The organism is Pseudomonas sp. PA-1-6B, assembly GCF_021609545.1.
In the GTDB taxonomy this organism is placed as follows: domain Bacteria; phylum Pseudomonadota; class Gammaproteobacteria; order Pseudomonadales; family Pseudomonadaceae; genus Aquipseudomonas; species Aquipseudomonas fluorescens_BV.
In genome coordinates, this window is sequence record NZ_WJZM01000116.1 from 1 (window position 1) to 2,050 (window position 2,050).

The following is a 2,050-nucleotide window of genomic DNA, read 5'->3' on the forward strand; positions in this document are numbered from 1 at the left end:
TGCCTACATCGCCCAACCCACCCTGAGCCTGTCCACCTGCCCGACCTTCGTCGAAAACGGCATTGCGCCCCGGCATATCGACCTGCGCCCGTTCGTACTCTCTGGCAAGGAAACCCGCCTGGTGCCCGGCGGCTTGACCCGCGTGGCGCTGAAGGAAGGCTCGCTGGTCGTGAACTCGTCGCAAGGCGGCGGAACCAAGGACACCTGGGTGGTGGAGGGCTGAGTATGTTGAGTAGAACCGCTGCAGATCTGTATTGGATGTCCCGTTACCTGGAGCGCGCCGAGAACCTGGCACGCATGCTGGAAGTCAGTTATTCGCTGTCCTTGATGCCCCAGGCCGGGCGCAGCGATGGTCTGGATGAGTTGGCGATGTCGTTGCTCAGCAGCGGCACTCTGGACAGCTACCTGGAACGCCACCACACCCTGGATGCCGAGCGCATGCTGCACTTCTTCGCCCTCGACGAAGAAAACCCGGCGAGCATCTACAACTGCCTGCGCGCCGCCCGGGGCAATGCCCACGCCGTGCGCGGACGCATCACCGCCGACATGTGGGAAAACCTCAATGCCACCTGGCTGGAAATGCGCAGCATTGCCGCCGGCGGCCTGGCGCGACATGGCATCAGCCACTTCTGTGACTGGGTCAAACAACGTTCGCACCTGTTCCGTGGCGCCACCTCCGGGACCATCATGCGCAATGACGCCTACCGCTTCATCCGCCTCGGCACCTTTGTCGAACGCGCCGACAACACCCTGCGCCTGCTGGATGCACGCTACGAGATGTTCGGCGAAGAGTCCGAAGAAGTCAGCGACCTGTCGGCCCGCGGCTATTACCAGTGGAGCGCCCTGCTCCGCGCGTTGTCGTCATTCGAGGCGTATACCGAGCTGTATCCCAATGCCTTGAATGCCCGCTCGGTGTCGGAACTGCTGCTGTTGCGCAGTGACGTGCCGCGCTCGCTGCATGCGTGTATCGAGGAGTTGAGCCATATTCTCGCGGATCTGCCGGGTAGTTATGGGCGCACGGCGCAGCGCTTGGCTGCCGAGTTTGAAGCGCGGCTGCGGTATACGGGGATTGATGAGATTCTGGAGGATGGGTTGCATAGGCGGTTGACGGAGTTTATTGAGGGCGTGCGGGAGTTGGCGGGGGCGGTGCAGAGTTCTTACCTGGAAGTCGTTTGATTGATACTGGGTGGGGGTGACCTATCCCTTGGTACCAGCACAGTATTACGCTGGCCCGTATTGATCGTTGAAAGAGCGCCAGATCGGGCAGATTTACTATTTAAATAAATCTGCCCCGTATTTCCAAAGGTACGGTGCCGGTGTTGAGTGTCGAAGGTCGAGTGATCGAGGAGAGCCTGGAGATCATGCAATGGGCGCTGGCGCAATGATTGGCTGCTGCAAGGTGACCCTGCGGTGCCGGCGTTGATTGCCGAGAATGATCAGGTGTTCAAGCATCACTTGAATCGATACAAGTATGCCGAGCGCTACCCGGAGCAGCCGATGGAGCATTATCGGGACGAGGGTGAGGTGTTCTTGCAGAAGCTGGAAGGCTTGCTGGCGGAGCGTGAGTACTTGCTCGCCGAACACCTGAGCCTGGCGGATGCGGCACTGGCGCCGTTTGTGCGGCAGTTTGCTCATGTAGATCGGGAGTGGTTTGCGGGGACGCCGTATCAGCGTTTGCAGGTTTGGTTACAGCGGTTCCTTGAGTCCCCACTGTTTACCGCCGTGATGGCAAAGCCCTGAGGCCGATACACTCAAGTGTGGGAGCTGGCTTGCCTGCGATGCTCATGACTCGGTGCAACTGAAACACCGAGTTGATGCCATCGCAGCATAGGTATCTAAACAACTTTGTAGGCTGTAGCAGCCGACGGTAACCACGATGCGAAGCGAGTCGCTCTTGATCTGCTTGTGATCTTGATCTCAGGTGCCCCGTTAAACCACGCTGGCCGGAATTCGACAGGGATTTGGGGGGTAAACCGGCAGGGATGCCGGTTTAGCCGCCCCGCGCCATGGATGGCGCGTGGCGGCGGCCCCCCAAATCACTGGCGGATTA

At 59.9% G+C, this 2,050-nt stretch carries 2 protein-coding genes and 1 pseudogene; all 3 read left to right on the plus strand.

Translation table 11 applies throughout. The features are described 5' to 3' along the window. Positions 1-223 (plus strand): circularly permuted type 2 ATP-grasp protein (locus tag GIV35_RS27105; protein ID WP_236491465.1); only part of this gene is annotated, 223 nt, incomplete at its 5' end. 2 nt (positions 224-225) lie between these two features. Then, on the plus strand, positions 226-1,176 hold the full coding sequence (locus tag GIV35_RS27110; protein WP_057975962.1) for an alpha-E domain-containing protein: 951 nt from the start codon (positions 226-228) through the stop codon (positions 1,174-1,176). 125 nt (positions 1,177-1,301) lie between these two features. Beyond that, a pseudogene (locus GIV35_RS27115) lies at positions 1,302-1,740 on the plus strand (glutathione S-transferase); the annotation flags it as partial. Positions 1,741-2,050 lie beyond the last annotated feature (310 nt).